This window comes from Rhodanobacter denitrificans, assembly GCF_003335105.1.
In the GTDB taxonomy this organism is placed as follows: Bacteria; Pseudomonadota; Gammaproteobacteria; order Xanthomonadales; family Rhodanobacteraceae; genus Rhodanobacter; species Rhodanobacter denitrificans_A.
Window position 1 is genome coordinate 312,627 of sequence record NZ_QFWQ01000003.1, and the last position, 15,265, is coordinate 327,891.

17 protein-coding genes are annotated in these 15,265 nt (G+C 67.8%); 9 read left to right on the forward strand and 8 right to left on the reverse strand.

The features are described from left to right. The first annotated feature begins 97 nt into the window (after positions 1-97). On the forward strand, positions 98-2,329 hold the full coding sequence (locus DEO45_RS03755; protein ID WP_114340955.1) for a penicillin acylase family protein: 2,232 nt from the start codon (positions 98-100) through the stop codon (positions 2,327-2,329). A 24-nt stretch (positions 2,330-2,353) separates the two neighbouring features. Here DEO45_RS03755 and DEO45_RS03760 read toward each other — a convergent pair whose 3' ends face one another. The 5 genes from DEO45_RS03760 to DEO45_RS03780 all read right to left on the reverse strand — a co-directional run bounded on the left by DEO45_RS03760 (position 2,354) and on the right by DEO45_RS03780 (position 6,768). Beyond that, positions 2,354-3,049: a VIT1/CCC1 transporter family protein gene (locus tag DEO45_RS03760; protein ID WP_114341310.1), complete on the reverse strand. Its 696-nt coding sequence runs from the start codon at positions 3,047-3,049 to the stop codon at positions 2,354-2,356. Between the two features lie 107 nt (positions 3,050-3,156). Continuing rightward, entirely contained in the window at positions 3,157-3,861 is a 705-nt protein-coding gene (locus DEO45_RS03765; RefSeq protein WP_114340956.1) for a glutathione S-transferase N-terminal domain-containing protein, read from the reverse strand. 93 nt (positions 3,862-3,954) lie between these two features. Further along, the gene (locus DEO45_RS03770; RefSeq protein ID WP_114340957.1) at positions 3,955-4,359 is read right to left on the reverse strand and encodes a host attachment family protein; all 405 of its coding nucleotides are present in this window, start codon (positions 4,357-4,359) and stop codon (positions 3,955-3,957) included. A gap of 118 nt (positions 4,360-4,477) precedes the next feature. Continuing rightward, positions 4,478-5,182 carry a GNAT family N-acetyltransferase gene (locus tag DEO45_RS03775; protein ID WP_114340958.1) on the reverse strand — a complete coding sequence of 235 codons (705 nt, stop codon included), beginning with the start codon at positions 5,180-5,182 and terminating at the stop codon, positions 4,478-4,480. A gap of 86 nt (positions 5,183-5,268) precedes the next feature. Next, positions 5,269-6,768: an amidohydrolase family protein gene (locus tag DEO45_RS03780; protein WP_114340959.1), complete on the reverse strand. Its 1,500-nt coding sequence runs from the start codon at positions 6,766-6,768 to the stop codon at positions 5,269-5,271. A gap of 138 nt (positions 6,769-6,906) precedes the next feature. Here DEO45_RS03780 and DEO45_RS03785 point away from each other — a divergent pair, with 138 nt between their 5' ends. From DEO45_RS03785 to DEO45_RS03795, 3 genes are all read left to right on the forward strand, one after another. After that, the gene (locus DEO45_RS03785; RefSeq protein WP_114340960.1) at positions 6,907-7,740 is read left to right on the forward strand and encodes an NAD-dependent protein deacetylase; all 834 of its coding nucleotides are present in this window, start codon (positions 6,907-6,909) and stop codon (positions 7,738-7,740) included. A gap of 147 nt (positions 7,741-7,887) precedes the next feature. Next, the gene (locus tag DEO45_RS03790) at positions 7,888-8,361 is read left to right on the forward strand and encodes an SRPBCC family protein (protein WP_114340961.1); all 474 of its coding nucleotides are present in this window, start codon (positions 7,888-7,890) and stop codon (positions 8,359-8,361) included. Next, entirely contained in the window at positions 8,351-8,698 is a 348-nt protein-coding gene (locus DEO45_RS03795; RefSeq protein ID WP_114340962.1) for an ArsR/SmtB family transcription factor, read from the forward strand. Before DEO45_RS03790 ends, DEO45_RS03795 begins: the two co-directional genes overlap by 11 nt. A 209-nt stretch (positions 8,699-8,907) precedes the next feature. Here DEO45_RS03795 and DEO45_RS03800 read toward each other — a convergent pair whose 3' ends face one another. Next, positions 8,908-9,381 (reverse strand): YybH family protein, encoded by a 474-nt coding sequence (locus DEO45_RS03800; RefSeq protein ID WP_114340963.1) that lies wholly within the window; start codon positions 9,379-9,381, stop codon positions 8,908-8,910. Positions 9,382-9,580: 199 nt separating this feature from the next. Between DEO45_RS03800 and DEO45_RS03805 the strand changes: the two genes are divergently transcribed. From DEO45_RS03805 to DEO45_RS03825, 5 genes are all read left to right on the forward strand, one after another. Then, the gene (locus tag DEO45_RS03805; protein ID WP_114340964.1) at positions 9,581-9,940 is read left to right on the forward strand and encodes a DUF1428 domain-containing protein; all 360 of its coding nucleotides are present in this window, start codon (positions 9,581-9,583) and stop codon (positions 9,938-9,940) included. 68 nt (positions 9,941-10,008) lie between these two features. Continuing rightward, positions 10,009-10,455 (forward strand): SRPBCC family protein, encoded by a 447-nt coding sequence (locus tag DEO45_RS03810; protein ID WP_114340965.1) that lies wholly within the window; start codon positions 10,009-10,011, stop codon positions 10,453-10,455. Between the two features lie 122 nt (positions 10,456-10,577). Next, on the forward strand, positions 10,578-11,042 hold the full coding sequence (locus DEO45_RS03815; RefSeq protein WP_114340966.1) for a GFA family protein: 465 nt from the start codon (positions 10,578-10,580) through the stop codon (positions 11,040-11,042). A gap of 259 nt (positions 11,043-11,301) precedes the next feature. Then, positions 11,302-11,781: a VOC family protein gene (locus DEO45_RS03820; protein ID WP_114340967.1), complete on the forward strand. Its 480-nt coding sequence runs from the start codon at positions 11,302-11,304 to the stop codon at positions 11,779-11,781. Between the two features lie 52 nt (positions 11,782-11,833). Continuing rightward, positions 11,834-12,487 carry a glutathione S-transferase family protein gene (locus DEO45_RS03825; protein WP_114340968.1) on the forward strand — a complete coding sequence of 218 codons (654 nt, stop codon included), beginning with the start codon at positions 11,834-11,836 and terminating at the stop codon, positions 12,485-12,487. Between the two features lie 86 nt (positions 12,488-12,573). Here the strand turns inward: DEO45_RS03825 and DEO45_RS03830 are convergent, their stop codons facing one another. After that, positions 12,574-14,076, reverse strand: a complete 1,503-nt coding sequence (locus DEO45_RS03830; RefSeq protein WP_114340969.1) for a tryptophan halogenase family protein — start codon at positions 14,074-14,076, stop codon at positions 12,574-12,576. A gap of 74 nt (positions 14,077-14,150) precedes the next feature. After that, positions 14,151-15,116, reverse strand: coding sequence for a quinone oxidoreductase family protein (locus tag DEO45_RS03835; protein ID WP_114340970.1), 966 nt, complete (start codon positions 15,114-15,116; stop codon positions 14,151-14,153). Positions 15,117-15,265: the final 149 nt, after the last annotated feature.

Genomic DNA, 15,265 nt, shown 5'->3' on the forward strand with positions numbered 1-15,265 from the left:
CCACTCGCATCACACTGCCGCTTTGCAAGCGCGGCCCAGGGATGGTCAACTCCATGAAACACGGCGGCACCGACGACCACCAGGGGACGATCAGCTGATGCGCACATACACTTCGAAAAGCCCGTGCCTGCAGGCACACCGCCGATATCTGCCACGCCTGTTGCTGGCCACGGCGCTGCTCGCCTACGGTCTGGTCGCCACCGCGCAGACTGCTTCGCCCGCCGACCATGCGCGCTGGCGGCGCCGGGCGCAGACGATCACCATCACCCGCGACGACTGGGGCATCGCCCACGTGCATGGCAAGACCGACGCCGACGCGGTGTTCGGCATGGCCTACGCCCAGGCCGAGGACGACTTCAATCGGGTCGAGACGAATTACCTGGTGTCGCTCGGCCGGCTCGCCGAGGCCGAGGGCGAATCGGCGATCTGGCAGGACCTGCGCCAGCGGCTGTTCGTCGACCCGGTCGAGCTGCAGGCCCTGTACGCGAAGAGCCCTGCGTGGCTGCAGGCGTTGATGAACGGCTGGGCCGACGGGCTGAACTGGTACCTCGCCACGCATCCGGACGTGCATCCGCGCGTCATCAAACATTTCGAACCGTGGATGGCGCTCAGCTTCAGCGAGGGCAGCATCGGCGGCGACATCGAACGGGTGTCGCTGAAGCAGCTCGAAGCCTTCTACGGCCGCAACCCCGCCGCGCTGGCACGCGCGGATACGCCGGCAAGCTGGGTTGAGCCCACCGGATCGAACGGCTTCGCAATCGCGCCCAAGCTCACCACCGACGGCCACGCGCTGCTGTGGATCAACCCGCACACCTCGTTCTTCTTCCGCTCCGAACTGCAGATGACCAGCGACGAGGGGCTGGATGCGTACGGCGCGGTGACCTGGGGCCAGTTCTTCGTCTACCAGGGCTTCAACCACCACATCGGCTGGATGCACACCTCCACCGGCGCCGACGTGGTCGACGAGTTCGCCGAAACCATCGTGCACCAGGGCGGCCAGCTGTTTTACCGCTACGGCAAGGAGCTGCGGCCGGTCACCACGCGCGCGATCCGCCTGTCGTATCGCGCGAAGGACGGCACGCTGGCCTCGCGCAGCTTCGACGCGCACTTCACCCACCACGGCCCGATCGTGCGCGCGGCCGACGGCAGGTGGATCGCCGTGGCGATGATGAACAAGCCGCTGCAAGCGCTCGAGCAGAGCTGGCTGCGCACCAAGGCCAGCGACTACGCCAGCTACCTGAAGGTGGCCGAGCTGAAGGCCAACTCGTCGAACAACACCATCTTCGCCGACGACAAGGGCGAGATTGCGTACATGCACCCGCAGTTCATCCCGAGGCGCGACAACCGCTTCGACTATACGAAGCCGGTCGACGGCAGCAATCCGGCCACCGACTGGCAGGGCCTGCATGCGCTCGACGAGGCGCCGCACCTGCTCAACCCGCCCAACGGCTGGATCATGAATACCAACAACTGGCCGTACTCCGCCGCCGGCGCGTTCAGCCCGAAGCAGGCGGACTACCCGCGCTACATGGACAGCTTCGGCGAGAACCCGCGCGGTATCCACGCCACCCGCCTGCTCACCGGCGCGCACGACGTCACGATGGCCTCGCTGATCACCAAGGCGTTCGATTCGTACCTGCCGGCGTTCGCGCGTCAGTTGCCGATTCTGATCGCCGACTACGACGCGCTGCCCGCCAGCGATCCGCTCAAGTCTCGCCTGAAAGGTCAGATCGCGCTGTTGCGCGATTGGGATTACCGCTGGGGCATCGCCTCGATGCCGACCACGCTGGCGGTGTTCTGGGGCGACACGCTATGGGACCAGGCCAGCAAGGCCGACACCGCCGAAGGCCTGTCGATCTATGACTACATCGCCGACAAGGCCGGTGCGAATGTGCGCTTGCAGGCGCTGGCCGAGGCATCCGATCGATTGACGAAGGATTTCGGCAGCTGGGGCGTGCCGTGGGGCGAGGTCAACCGCTTCCAGCGCAATGACGGCGCCATTGTGCAGAAATTCGACGACGCCAGGCCGAGCATCCCGGTGCCGTTCGTGTCCTCGCGCTGGGGCTCGCTGGCCTCGTTCGGCGCGCACCGCTGGCCGGGCACCAAGAAGTACTACGGCACCAGCGGCAACAGCTTCGTCGCAGTGGTGGAGTTCGGCCCGAAGGTGAGCGCGCGCGCGATCACCGCCGGCGGCGAGAGCGGCCACCCGGGCTCGAAGCACTTCAACGACGAAGCCGAGCGCTACACCACCGGCAACCTGCGCACGGTGTACTTCTGGCCCGAGCAGCTCAAGGGCCACACCGAGCGGGTCTACCACCCCGGCGAATGAGCCGTCGCACTACGGGCCGCCGCGTTACGCGGCGGTGCCGAACAGCATGCCCACGCCCGTGGTGACCGCCATCGCCAGCGCACCCCAGAACGTGATGCGCATGGCGCCGACGCCCATCTTCGCGCCGCCGGCCCACGCCGCCACCGCGCCGAGCACGGCGAGGAATACCAGCGAGGTGGCGAACACCAGCCACAGCAACACCGTCGCCGGTGCCAGCGCCACCACTACCAGCGGCAGCGCGGCGCCCACCGCAAAGCTCAGCGCGGAGGCCCCGGCGGCCTGCAGCGGCCGCGCCTTCAGCGCTTCGGTGATGCCCAGCTCGTCGCGGGCGTGGGCATCCAGCGCGTCGTGCGCCATCAGCTGGTCGGCCACCTGCCGCGCCAGCTGCGGGTCAAGCCCGCGGCCGACGTAGATCGCTGCCAGCTCGCGATGCTCGGCCTCGCTCTGGGTCTGCAGTTCCAGGTGCTCGCGCTCGAGTTCGGCGCGCTCGCTGTCGGCCTGCGAATGCACCGACACATACTCGCCGGCGGCCATCGACATCGCCCCGGCCACCAGCCCGGCGACGCCGGCGACCAGGATGTTCTGCCCGCTGGCATGCGCCGCCGCCACGCCAAGCACCAGGCTGGCGGTCGAGACGATGCCGTCGTTCGCGCCCAGCACCGCTGCGCGCAACCAGCCGATGCGGTCGGTGCGGTGTCTTTCGTGATGGTGTCGTGGCATGTCGGTGATCTCGCGGGTGGGATGACGCATTGTGCGCAAGTTGGGCCGCGGCCCGTGCAAACGCTTCTCGTCCCGTCAGTTGTCCGTAACCCGGCCTTCGGGAAAACTCAGCCTCGCCCGCAAACCTGCAGCCCGCGCTGCACCGCCGGCCGCGCCAGCCCGCGCTGCAGCCAGGCATCGACGTGCTTGAAGCGGTGGTAGTCCACCAGCCCGCGCGCCTCGTACCAGGTGATCAGGTTGTTGACCCAGCCCAGCGTGGCGATGTCGGCGATGGTGTACTCGTCGCCCATGATCCACTCGCGCCCGGCGAGGCGCTCGTCCAGCACGCCGAGCAGGCGCTTCGACTCGTTGACATAGCGCGCCAGCGGCCGCTTGTCCTCGTACTCGCGGCCGGCGTATTTGTTGAAGAAGCCCACCTGGCCGAACATCGGCCCGATCGAGGCCATCTGGAAGAACAGCCACTGGATCGTCTCCCAGCGCCGCGCCGGATCGGCGGGCAGGAACCTGCCGCTCTTCTCCGCCATGTACAGCAGGATCGCGCCCGACTCGAACAGGCCCAGCGGCTTTCCGCCCGGCCCCTGCGGGTCGATGATCGCGGGGATCTTGCCGTTCGGGTTCAGTGCGAGGAACTCCGGCAGGTGGCTCTCGCCGTTGCCGATGTCGACCAGGTGCGGCTCGTACGGCAGCCCGGTCTCCTCCAGCATGATCGATACCTTCACCCCGTTCGGCGTGTTGAGCGAATAGAGCTGGATGCGGTCGGGATGCTGCGCCGGCCAGCGCGTGGTGATGGGGAAGTCGGACAACCGGGGCACGTGGCACTCCTGCGGCGGGGGAACTCCGCACGGTAAGCGGTTCCGGCAGCGCATTCAACACGGCTGAGGAACCCTCCCCCCGCGCAGGTGATTTCACCAGGTCGCTTTCAGCGCGCGCTCGATCTCCTGCAGCGGCGCATGGAACAACGACTTGTTCAGCTCCTCCACCATCCGCTTCGTGGTTTCCTCGTGCAGCAGGGGCCGCATCTGCCCCAGCGTCTGCGGATCGGCCGCCAATACCAGGTGGGAATATTCGTTCTTCAGCGCCGCGGCGTTCAGGCGCTGCGCCAGCTGCTTGGCGAAGGTGGCTTCGTCGATCTCGGCGATGCTCCGCTCCGGCGGCTGACGCCCGGCCGGGCCGTCGTTGGCGAGATCCTTCGGCCCCACCAGCTTCACCTGTTCGAGCGATACGTGGAGGCCCTTGCCGACGTTGCGCAGGAGTCGCGCGCCGGTGCCGTCAGCCACCACGACCCATGCGCCAGTGGGAATCTTCTTCATCGTGATCTCCTCGGGTTGCCGGCGCACCGGACGACGCTGCGCCGCGGCGCCGAGGCTAGCGCCCGGGATGTGATGTCGATGAAAACGGGCCGCCGGCATCAGCCGGGCGGCACATGGCTCATTCTTGCGCAGGGCGCGCCTGCACCCGGGCCCGGCGCAGCGACCAGAAGCCGATGTCGCGCCGGTGGCGGTAGCCGATCCGTTCGTACAGCTGCTTCGCGCGCTGGTTCTGGTGACTCACGTGCAGGAACAGCACGCGGCCGCGTTCGAGGTTGTCGTTCGACAGCAGCGCCAGCAGGCGGCGTGCGTAGCCGCGGCCATTGAAGTCGGGATGCGTGCAGACCGCGCTGATCTCCTGCTGCGCGTCCATGCCCAGCCGTTCGCCGGTGATCGCCGCCAGCCGCCCGTCCTGGTAGATGCCGAAGTAACGGCCCAGCTCCATCGTGCGCGGGCGGAAATAATGCGGATACACCAGCGCGGTCAACGCCAGCACGTCGGCGCGATGCGCCTCGGTCAGCTCGATCACCGGCGGCCCGTCGATCACCGCGATCGGTGCCGTGCAGATCATCTGCGCCAGCGGAGCCTGCGCCTCGATGCACCACCCCTCCGGCGGCTCCGGCGCCACGCCGAGCAGATAGACCGATTCGTCCGGACCGACCAGCGACGCGACCGCCGCGGCCACGTCCGTCTCCGCGCTGGCCACGCCGACGAACGGGGCGAATTCCGCCGGATAACGCGCCACCTCGCCCCGGCAAAGCGCGATGGCCCGATGCCGGCTACGCAGCGAAGCCCAGAAGGGATTGTCCAGCTCTGAATCGGTCATGCCGCGATGCTGCCAAGTGATGAAGAGATCGGGTGAGCCATACGGCTTGCCACAGGCCCACCCGCAATCACGGGACGAAGCCCGCGCTAGCGCAGGCCCACCGTACCGTTCGCCGCCTTCACCAGCCTGGCCGGGTCGTAGCCCACGCCGTCCTTGAACACCAGCACGACGTTTTCGATGTCCTTGATGTTCTTTGCCGGGTTGCCGTCGATCAGCACGAGGTCGGCAGCCTTGCCCGTCTCGATGGAGCCGATGCGCTTGTCCTCGCCCATGAAGCGGGCGCCGTTGAGGGTGGCGATCCGGATCGCCTGCACAGGGGTGAAACCGGCTTCCACCAGCAGCTCCACTTCGCGTTGGTCGCCGTAACCGGCGATCACGCCGCCATAGCCGGTGGGGTCGAGGCCGGCCAGCAGGGTGCCGCCCTGCTGCACGAAGGCATGCTCGAATTCCTGCTCCAGCTTGAACATCTTCGGCCACGGCGAATCGTGCATGCCGGCGATGCGCTCGCGGCCCTTGAGGTACTCCACACGGGTTTCCGGCAGCATCGCGTCCAGTACGCGTTGATCCACCGGCGCACGGCCTGGCACGAACGTCTCGAACACCGGCAAGGTCGAGGTGACCGCCACGTGCTTCGACACCAGGGTCCTGATCAGCTGCTGAATGCGAGGATCGTCGACGCTCATCGTCGCCAGATGGGCCACCGCCGCCTTGGTATCGGGACAGACGTCGGGTTGCTTGCCAGCGCTGAACTCGGTGTCCACCGGCAGTCCGTGTTCCAGGTCGTCGATGCCGATGTCGGCCGCTTCGGTGAAACCGATCGCGCACAGGTGGCCGGTCACCTTGATGTGCTTCGCATGCGCCGCCGCGATCGCCGCCGCCAGTTCGCTGCGGGTGATATGCATGTACGCCTTGAACGAGGTTGCGCCCTCGCCGATCCAGTAGTTGACCGTATCGGTGGTGTCGGCCGCATCCGCCAGCTCGTGCATCTGCGGCGTGAAGCTGCCCTTGCCCTCCAGGTACGGCCCGGTGGTGTGCATCTTCGGCCCGGGGACCTTGCCCGCATCGATCGCCTTTTTCAGCTCCAGGTCGATGTACGGCTCGGTGCTGCCGGTGGTGCGGATACTGGTGACGCCGCCGGCCAAGTACAGCTTGGGAAAGCTCGATGCCTGCTCGGGATAGATCGCCTCCTTCGCCTCCGGATTCACCTTCGGCGCCGGATAGAACATGTGGTCGTGCATGCCGACCAGGCCGGGGATCAGCGTGTGCCCGCTGCCGTCGACCACCGTCGCCTCCTTCGGCAGCTTCACGTGCCTGCCGACCGCCGCGATGACGCCGTCGCGCAACAGCACCGTCTGGTTTTCCCGTGCCGGTGTGCCGTTGCCGTCGATCACCCGCACATGGGTGATCGCCAGCAGCGGTTGCGCGTACTTCACGAACTGCTGCGTCTGCGCCGACAGCTGCGGCGTCTGGCCCCAGGCGGATGAAACGGCGCACAACCCGGCCAGCGCGGCGGCCAGCAGCAGGGTGGGCCGGCCAGCGCCTGGCGACGGCCGGGCGCCCGCGAGGCGGTGGATTTGCAAAGGCATGCTTGGATTCCCCCATGGCGAGGCGGGAAACGGCCCGCCGGTCGGCCAAAATTACTCCAGCGACATCCGCTTGGGTGAAAATGCCCGCCTCTTTGCAGATGCCCTGTTTTCCGGCGACCCCGCACCCATATCCATCCGATGACTCCCCTGCAGCAATTCGTCGAGGACCATCCGCGCCTGTTCGTGCTGACCGGCGCGGGGTGCAGCACCGACTCGGGCATTCCCGACTATCGCGACCGCGACGGCCATTGGAAGCGTCCGCCGCCGGTGAACTACAGCGCCTTCATGCATGAGCCGGCCACGCGCCGGCGCTACTGGGCACGCAGCATGGTCGGCTGGCGGCGCTTCGGCAGTGCATTGCCGAACGCCGCGCACCATGCATTGGCCGAACTGGAGCGGCGCGGCCGGGTCGAACTGCTGGTGACGCAGAACGTGGACCGCCTGCACCAGCGCGCCGGCAGCGAGCGGGTGATCGACCTGCATGGCCGCCTCGACGAGGTGCGCTGCATGGGCTGCGACTGGCGGCTGGCCCGCCATGCGTTCCAGCGGCTTCTGGTCGAGCGCAATCCCGCATGGGCGCAACTCGATGCGACCGACGCGCCGGACGGCGACGCCGATCTGGAAGGCCACGACTTCGCGTCGTTCGACGTGCCGCCCTGCCCGCACTGCGGCGGTATCGTGAAACCAGACGTGGTGTTCTTCGGCGAGGCGGTGCCGCGCGAACGCGTGGATGCCGCGGCGCGCGCCTGGCAGGCCGCCGATGCGGTGCTGGTGGTCGGCTCCTCGCTGATGGTCTATTCCGGCTACCGCTTCGTCGACGCCGCGGCGCGCGCAGGCAAGCCGGTCGCCGCGGTGACGCTGGGCCGCACCCGTGCCGACGCGCTGCTCACGCTGAAGGTCGATGCGCGCTGCCACGAGGCGCTGGCGTTCCTGCAGACGGGCAAGCGGCCGGAAACCGCGCTGCGCGAGTAGCGCAACGCCTCAGCCGCAGGCCTCGAACCGCGGAAACCATTTGGCATCGCCGGAATTCACCGGCATCGAAACCTCTCTCGGAAGCAACCAAAAAGTTGCATTTACCACGCTGTCGGCGCAGGCTCACCTGCAACCAGGAGGTAGCATATGAACGACCGCATCGAGAAACGCATCGAGCTGAAAGCGCCGGTATTGCGCGTGTGGCATGCGCTGACCGACCACCGCGAATTCGGCGCATGGTTCCGCGTTGCCCTGTCCGGGCCGTTCGAGCCCGGCCGGGAATCTGTCGGCCACATCACCTGGCCCGGTTACGAGCACATCGTCTGGCGCGCCGTGGTGCAGGCCATGCAACCGGAACGGCTGTTCAGCTTCACCTGGCATCCCTACGCCATCGACCCGGACACGGACTACTCCGCCGAGCCGCCGACGCTGGTCGAGTTCCGTCTCGAACCGCACGGCGACGGTACCGTGCTGACCCTGGTCGAGTCGGGTTTCGCCAGCATCCCGGCCAGTCGCCGCGCCGAGGCGTTCCGCATGAACGACGACGGCTGGGGCATCCAGATGGAGAACATCCGCCAGCATCTCGAGGGCACTGCCGCTGCAGCCGGCCATGGCGGCTAGCGCACTGGCGCGCCTGGCAAGGCGGTCGCCGCGGGCGGCCACGGCATTCGCCGCGCTCGGCGACCCCACGCGGCTGGCGCTGGTGGTCCGGCTGTGCGACGGCTCGCGCCGGTCGATCACCCAGCTCTGCGACGGCCAGTCGCTGACCCGGCAGGCGATCAGCAAGCACCTGCGCGTACTCGAGGATGCCCGCGTCGTGCGCAGCGAGCGCGCAGGCCGCGAAAGCCTGTACGCGCTCAACCCGCAGCCGATCGCGGAACTGCGCGACTACATCGACCTCGTGTCGAGCCAGTGGGACGACGCGCTGGCGCGGCTGAAGGCGTTCGTGGAGGGCTGAGAGGTTGTGCATTTTTCAACCTCGAAGCTCGGCCACGGCGAGGGCATGGATGCCCGAGTTGAGGCAACGCAGGAGCAGTTGCCCGATGGCCGGACGCGGATCGGGCACACCAGTGCCTGATTCGCGTGAGCGAGTCCGGACATGTGCCGGACTCGCGACAGAAGAAAACCACAGGAAGTGGTTTTCTTCTCAAGCTTTGAGCCGGCGGCTCAGCTGGTGTGGTCCAGGATGATCTTCCAGCCGTCGACGGTCTTCTCCCACAGCAGCGAGAACACGCCATCGTCCTGGGCCACCTCGCCGTGCGCCGCGCGGTCGAGGTGGAAGCGGCCGGTCACCGCGGCATAGCGCACCTCGCCGTCGGCGCCGGGCAGCAGGCGCACGTCCAGCTCGGAGAACGTGAGCCGGCCCATCTGCGCGGGGCTCGCGTAGTGCTTGCGGTAGCCGTCGAGGATCGTGCGATAGCCCTTGCGCACGCTGCTGCCGACAAAGGTGGTGTCGGCTGCGTCCTTGTAGCCGCGCATGTAGTCCGGTACATCGCCGCGGTTCCACGCCGCCGCCTGCTGCGCCATCACCCTGCGGATCGCGGCGGCATCGTCGCCGGCCGCCCGGGCCGGAGCGGCAACCCCCGAACCGGCCATCGCCACGAGCAACCAGCACAGGAGGAAGAATCTTTGCCCGTTCATCGCGTACTCCGCTGCGTGTAATGGCCGGATGGCATTCCGGAGCAAGGTTGCCTTCATCCACGAGGGTCGACAAGAGCGAGCCGCCCCCCCTTCACGCGAAAATGCAATCGCGTCCGCTTCCATGTCGATCCGGTCCCTGCCCATTCGTCGCACCCATGAAGGCGACCGTTTCGGCCGCCATTCTCCCAGGGAGACAGCCATGTCCTACATCGATGGTTTCGTGATCGCCGTACCCAACGCCAACCGCGACAAATTCATCGCGCACGCCCGTACCTTCGACGCCATTTTCCTGGAGTTCGGCGCCACCAAGGTGGTGGAGTGCTGGGGCGACGACGTGCCCGAAGGCAAGCTCACCGATTTCCACCGCGCCGTGCAGGCGAAGCCGGACGAGTCCGTGGTGTTCTCCTGGATCGAATGGCCGGACAAGGCCACCCGCGACGCCGGCATGGAGAAAGTCATGAAAGATTCGCGCATGGACGCCGCCGGCGGCGACATGCCCTTCGACGGCAAGCGCATGATCTTCGGCGGCTTCATGCCGGTCGTGAGCCTGCCGGCCTAGCCACGGCGCCCCGTCCCGTCCGTTCGCCCCGCGGGACGGGGGCTCATCTTCTTGCCACGGAAGCCACCATGACCACCAACACCCTTCGTTTCCACCGCGTGCTGCGCGCCCCGCCCGCGCGGATCTACCGCGCCTTCCTCGATGCCGACGCCATCGCCAAGTGGCTGCCGCCGAACGGCTTCACCTGCAAGGTGCACCAGCTCGACGCTCAGGTCGGCGGCAGCCACCGGATGACGTTCACCAACTTCTCCAGCGGCAACGGCCACAGCTTCGGCGGCACCTACCAGGAACTCGTGCCGGGCGAGCGGATCAGGTACAACGACCGCTTCGATGACTCCAACCTGCCCGGCGAGATGACCACCACCATCACCTTGCGCGCCGTATCTTGCGGTACCGAATTGCAGGTGGTGCAGGAAGGCGTGCCCGAAGCCATCCCGGCCGAACAGTGCTACCTGGGCTGGCAGGAATCGCTGGTGCTGCTCGGGAAACTGGTGGAAGCGGACATTCCGGACTGACCGGCACAATGGTGGCGGCCGCTGGTGATGTCGCAGTCTGTGTTTCTATATATGAGCCGTCCGGGAAACCAGTGCTCCGTCAGCAACTGCCCTGACACCTCATCCAGACCAGGAACCCGTCCATGCCCTATCCGCGACAGCTCCCCGCCACCGGTACCTGCCGCTGCGGCCGCGTGCATCTGCGCATCACCAAGCCGGCCATGCTCAGCATGGCGTGCCACTGCCACGGCTGCCAGAAGATGACCGGCAGCGCGTTCTCGCTGTCGCTGGCGATGCCCGCCGACGGTGTGGAGGTGATCGAGGGCGAGCTGGTCCGCGGCGGCCTGCAGGGCGAGCACAGCCATCTGTACTGCGCGTTCTGCAAGTCGTGGGTGATGACCCGCCCGGCAGGGCTGGACTGGCTGGTCAACCTGCGCCCCTCGGTGCTCGACCCGCACGAAGACTTCGTGCCGTTCATCGAGACCTGCACCGCCGCCCGGCTCCCCTGGGCGTCGACCCCGGCGAAGCACAGCTATGCAGGCTTCCCCGCGATGGAGGAATACCAGCCGCTGGTCGAGGCCTTCGCGGCCGAGACCGCGGGTGCCTGATCCCGTTTCTGCGCATCGACGTGGCGGCAGGCGCGTAAAAGCCCGTCCCGCTCGACAGGCCCGCCAGCAAGCCGGTCCACGCCCCGCGGACACGTGGAAACATTCATGCTTCGCGGCGAAGAAAGCATGAGCCTGCCCCGGCATGCCCATGCAGGGTGCGGCTCTGCCGGCACAAGCCCATGGCGTCGTGTCGATCCGCGCGCCCGCCATTCGTCACAAGCATGAAGGCATCTTGCCGCCCTGGATCAGGAGAAACGATATGCCCAGCAAGAACACGATCTGCCTCTGGTACGACGGCACCGCGCTGGATGCCGCGACGTTCTATGCCAAAACGTTTCCCGACAGCACCGTGGGCAGCGTCCACCGCGCACCCGGTGACTATCCCGCCGGCAAGCAGGGCAACGTGCTGATGGTGGAGTTCACGGTCATCGGCATCCCGTGCCTGGGCCTGAACGGCGGCCCCGGAGTCCCGCACACCGATGCGTTCTCGTTCCAGGTGGCGACCGACGACCAGGCCGAAACCGACCGCCTGTGGAACGCCATCATCGACCACGGCGGGCAGGCCAGCGTCTGCGGCTGGTGCAAGGACAAGTGGGGCCTGTCGTGGCAGATCACTCCGCGCGCCCTGACGGCCGCGGTCGCCGACCCCGATCCCGCCGCCGCCAAGCGCGCGTTCGAGGCAATGATGACGATGACGAAGATCGACATCTCCGCGATCGAGGCGGCCCGGCGCGGCTGACGCTGGCACGCTGCCCCTGCATCCGCGACACGCCATCCCCCGGAGCCTTCCCATGATCCCCACCATCACCGCCTTCGAAAGCTCGCCCGACCGCGGCCAGGGCCTTGCGCGCGACATGCGCGTGCGCTGGGCGCTCGAAGAAGTGGAGCAGCCTTACAACGTTCGTCTTGTTTCGTTCAAGGCGATGAAGGAACCCGCGCATCGCGCGCTGCAGCCGTTCGGGCAGATCCCCACCTACGAGGAAGACGGGCTCGTCCTGTTCGAGTCGGGTGCCATCGTGCTGCACATCGCGCAACACCATGCGGGCCTGCTGCCGGACGAGGCGAACGCCCGGGCCCGCGCGGTCAGCTGGATGTTCGCCGCGCTCAACACGGTGGAGCAGCCCATCATCGAGCTGCAAATCGCCAGGTTCCAGGAAGGCGACAAGCCCTGGACCGCGGAACGCCTGCCGCTCATCAAGGACCGCATCCGCGGCCGGCTGGGCGAGCTTTCCGTCCGCCTCGGCGACGCCGACTGCCTCGACGGCGCGTTCAGCGCGGGCGACCTCATGATGGTGCACGCGCTGCTCCGGCTGAGGCCCTCCGGAATGCTGGACGAGTACCCGACCCTCGCCGCCTATGTTGCCCGCGGCGAAGCGAGACCTGCGTACAAACGCGCCTTCGCCGCCCAACTGGCGGTGTTCATCGGCAAGCCGCCGGCCGGCTGACAAGTACGCTTGGGGCCGTGGATTCAATGGGTCCGCGACACCGGCACTCCATCCCCTTCAGCCCCTTTGCTGGTGGACGGCGGACCCTAGCGCGCGCGGCAATGGCGATCGATGTACTCGGCCTGGGTCGGCATCGCCAGCGCAACCTGCTCCATCACTTGCCGCAGCTCGGCCAGCCGGCTCGGTGCGTCGACGGCGGTGCGCAGGTCCACCAGCGGGTCGTAGCGCGCGGGCCAGACTTCCTGGCCGATCATCACCGCCAGCCAGTTCGGGTTCTGGAACAGCTCCAGCGGCTCGGCCACGGTGCGGCCGCAACTGCGGAACTGGTCGAGCTTGTATTGCAAGGTGTCGGGGATCGCCATCGCGCGGCAGTCGCGCCACAGCGGGGCGTCGTCGCGCGTCGTGGCGTGGTAGTGCAGGATCAGGAAGTCGCGGATGCGCTCGTGCTCGGCATGCGTGAGACGGTTGAATTCGCGCGCGGCCAGCGGATCGAAGTCACGGTCGGGGAACAACGCCAGGAGGCGCGACAGGGACGACTGCACCAGGTGGATGCTGGTCGACTCCAGCGGCTCCATGAAGCCCGCGGCCAGGCCCAGCGCCACGCAGTTGCGGTTCCAGGCAAGGCGCCGCCGCCCGGTGACGAAGCGCAGCAGGCGCGGTTCCGCCAGCGCCTCGCCCTCGAGCTTGGACAGCAGCAGCGCCGTCGCCTCGTCGTCGCCGATGTAGCGGCTGCCGTAGACCAGGCCGTTGCCCATGCGATGCTGCAGCGGAATGCGCCACTGCCAGCCCGCCGCATGCGCCGTGGCGCGGGTGTACGGCACCGGCGCCTCGCCATGCGCGCTCGGCACGGCCACCGCGCGGTCGCACGGCAGCCACTGCTCCCAGCTCTCGTAGCCGGTCTTCAGGCTGCCCTCGATCAGCAGGCCGCGGAAACCGGAGCAGTCGATGAACAGGTCGGCCTCCAGCACCGCGCCACCGGCGAGCGTCACCGATTCGATGAAACCGTCGTCGCCGCGCAGCGTGACGTCCACCACCTTGCCCTCCGTGCGCACCACGCCGCGCTGCTCGGCGTAGCCACGCAGGAAGCGCGCGTACAGGGCGGCGTCGAAGTGGTAGGCGTAGTCGAACGTGGACTGCACGTGCTGGCGCCCGCCCGACGGCCGCTCGAAGCGGCCCTTGCGCGCGGCTACCCAGGCGTAGGCGTAATCCTGAAGTGGCGTGGTGTCGCCACGAGCGCGCTCGCGCAGCCAGTACTGGTGCAACGGCACCGCATCGAACGGCATGCCGATCTGCCCGAAGGGATGGAAATAGCGGTGCCCCAGGCTGCTCCAGTCGACAAACTCGATGCCGAGCTTGAACGTGCCCTGCGTCGCGGCGACGAACGCGTTCTCGTCGATGCCGAGGGTCTGGTTGAACAGCTTGATCGGCGGCAGCGTCGCCTCGCCGACGCCGATGGTGCCGATTTCGTCGGACTCCACCACGTCGATGCGGCAGTTGCCCTGCAACCCCCTCGCCAGCGCGGCGGCCGCCATCCAGCCAGCCGTCCCTCCTCCAACGATCACGATGCGGCGGATACGACGGTCAGTCATGGGACGAAGGCGGTGGCGGGCGGGAATGCCCGTGCATCTTTACCGGAAGCGGGGCGAGCCGCAAACCATGCACGTCAAACCAGCAGGACCTTGCCGCCCTTGCCGGTAGCTGCCGCCGCCAGCGCCGCGTCGAAATCGTGCAGGGGGTACTGTGCGGCGATGGGAACCAGTTCGGGATAGCCCGCCAACAGCTCCCAGCATTCGCGCTGCGCGCGGGCCAGCGTCGCGGCCCCGCACTGGTTCAGCCAGCCATCGATGCCGAAGCCCTGCCAGGAGAGATTGCGGTACACCATCGTGGCCGCGTGCATCTCGAACGGCCGGTCGTCGAGCACGCCGTAGGTCACCATCCGGCCACTGGGCACGGTCGCGGCAATCAGCGCCGGAACGCCCGGCCCGCCCACCGCGTCCAGTACGGCATCGTAGGGAGCGACGGCGGCCAGCGTCTGCGCCACGTCGTCCGCCTGCGCCAGAACCTGCGTGCCCGAGGCATCCAGCAGGCTATGGTTCTCACCTGCGCGCACCAGCCGTTCGGCCACCACGCCACGCTGCAACGCGAGGTGCCCCAGCAGGCCCGCCACCGCCGAACGGCCCGCCGTGACGAGGACGCGAGCGCCGCGCGGCAGGCGCGCCACGTCGAGCAGGCCCCATGCGGTCAGCGGGTTCAGCCCGAACTGGCACACGACGCCGTCGTCCAGCTGCGCGGAAAGATCGTCTGGCACCGGATAGACGCGTGCTGCCGCCGCCACGGCAAACTGCGCCCACGCGCCCGGATAGCGAAACGCCACGCGCTGCCCCGGCCGCACATGGCCCACTTCCGCGCCGACGCTTTCCACCACGCCGGCCGCATCGAAACCGGCCACCTGCGGAAAGCTCGGCTTCACGCGATAGCGCCCTGCGATGAACATGCCGTCGGCGGGCTGGATGACCCTCGCGCGCACCGCGATCAGCACGTCGCGAGGCCCCGGCTGTGGCTTCGGCATATCCACAACACGAAGTACCTCGCGTGGTTCTCCTGTTCGATCAAACACAAGTGCGAGCATGGTGATCCTTGCTTGGAGGGAGGGGACGCGCACGTCACGTGCCCTGACGCGACGAGCGACGGGGAGCGCATCTTGAGACAAACGCCAGTGAAAAGTCGTGTCCTGACTCGCGCTGTGCAGCTCGAACCGGGCCAACTTCCGCCTGAGGC

Coding starts and splice junctions, on each gene's coding strand:
- DEO45_RS03755 (WP_114340955.1), top strand. CDS start 98: ATGCGCACATACACTTCGAAAAGCCCGTGCCTGCAGGCACACCGCCGA.
- DEO45_RS03760 (WP_114341310.1), bottom strand. CDS start 3,049: ATGCCACGACACCATCACGAAAGACACCGCACCGACCGCATCGGCTGG.
- DEO45_RS03770 (WP_114340957.1), bottom strand. CDS start 4,359: ATGAAGAAGATTCCCACTGGCGCATGGGTCGTGGTGGCTGACGGCACC.
- DEO45_RS03775 (WP_114340958.1), bottom strand. CDS start 5,182: ATGACCGATTCAGAGCTGGACAATCCCTTCTGGGCTTCGCTGCGTAGC.
- DEO45_RS03780 (WP_114340959.1), bottom strand. CDS start 6,768: ATGCCTTTGCAAATCCACCGCCTCGCGGGCGCCCGGCCGTCGCCAGGC.
- DEO45_RS03785 (WP_114340960.1), top strand. CDS start 6,907: ATGACTCCCCTGCAGCAATTCGTCGAGGACCATCCGCGCCTGTTCGTG.
- DEO45_RS03790 (WP_114340961.1), top strand. CDS start 7,888: ATGAACGACCGCATCGAGAAACGCATCGAGCTGAAAGCGCCGGTATTG.
- DEO45_RS03795 (WP_114340962.1), top strand. CDS start 8,351: ATGGCGGCTAGCGCACTGGCGCGCCTGGCAAGGCGGTCGCCGCGGGCG.
- DEO45_RS03800 (WP_114340963.1), bottom strand. CDS start 9,381: ATGAACGGGCAAAGATTCTTCCTCCTGTGCTGGTTGCTCGTGGCGATG.
- DEO45_RS03805 (WP_114340964.1), top strand. CDS start 9,581: ATGTCCTACATCGATGGTTTCGTGATCGCCGTACCCAACGCCAACCGC.
- DEO45_RS03810 (WP_114340965.1), top strand. CDS start 10,009: ATGACCACCAACACCCTTCGTTTCCACCGCGTGCTGCGCGCCCCGCCC.
- DEO45_RS03815 (WP_114340966.1), top strand. CDS start 10,578: ATGCCCTATCCGCGACAGCTCCCCGCCACCGGTACCTGCCGCTGCGGC.
- DEO45_RS03820 (WP_114340967.1), top strand. CDS start 11,302: ATGCCCAGCAAGAACACGATCTGCCTCTGGTACGACGGCACCGCGCTG.
- DEO45_RS03825 (WP_114340968.1), top strand. CDS start 11,834: ATGATCCCCACCATCACCGCCTTCGAAAGCTCGCCCGACCGCGGCCAG.
- DEO45_RS03830 (WP_114340969.1), bottom strand. CDS start 14,076: ATGACTGACCGTCGTATCCGCCGCATCGTGATCGTTGGAGGAGGGACG.
- DEO45_RS03835 (WP_114340970.1), bottom strand. CDS start 15,116: ATGCTCGCACTTGTGTTTGATCGAACAGGAGAACCACGCGAGGTACTT.